The organism is Bartonella sp. AP36NXGY (genome assembly GCF_042195865.1).
Taxonomy (GTDB): domain Bacteria; phylum Pseudomonadota; class Alphaproteobacteria; order Rhizobiales; family Rhizobiaceae; genus Bartonella.
In genome coordinates, this window is record NZ_JBHIPD010000138.1 from 1 (window position 1) to 680 (window position 680).

General features: G+C 37.5%; 2 protein-coding genes. Both read left to right on the forward strand.

The genetic code is table 11. The features are described 5' to 3' along the window. Positions 1-360, forward strand: a 360-nt coding sequence (locus tag ACFINX_RS10325; RefSeq protein ID WP_375668820.1) for a phage antirepressor KilAC domain-containing protein, incomplete at its 5' end; no start/stop codon positions are given. Between the two features lie 12 nt (positions 361-372). After that, a partial coding sequence (locus ACFINX_RS10330) for a hypothetical protein (RefSeq protein WP_375668821.1) occupies positions 373-680 on the forward strand: 308 nt, incomplete at its 3' end.

Consider the following 680-nt stretch of genomic DNA (forward strand, 5'->3'; position numbering starts at 1 on the left):
CTACAAGGTCAAATAGATCAAAAAGACACCATCATTGAAGATTTAACACCAAAAGCCATGGCTCTTGAAAGCTTACAACGTCATGACGGACTGTTTAGTCTTACAGAAACCGCTAAAATACTTGAGATGCAACCAAAACAATTCATTCTCTTCTTACAGCAAAAAGGTTGGGTTTACAGACGAGTAGTAGGTGGAAATTTGCTACCGTATCAAGACAAAATCCAAAAGAAACTTATGGATTGTCCAACTATCACACTTCAAACCGCAAGTGGAATAGAAAAAGTCATTCCTTGCGCAAAAATCACAGCAAAAGGAATTGGTGTGCTGTCTCAAGAGCTTAAAAGACAAAGCATGCATTAAGAGGAGGTTATCATGATAAAAAAGAAATATAAACTCACTGATGAAACAATCAAAATTGATGGAATAACGCTTTATCGCATACGCGCCTTAAAAGATTTTGATGATGTCAAAGAAGGCGACCTTGGAGGCTTTGTCGAGAGTGAATGGAATCTTAGCCATGATGATAATTGCTGGGTTGGAGGCAATGCTTGTATTTATCAAAATGCATATATCTCTGAAAATGCGAAGGTTTATGATGATGCCGAAGTTTATGGTAGTGCACGAATTAAACATAATGCACATGTTTACGGTTTTGCCGAAGTTTATGGAATGGCAACAGT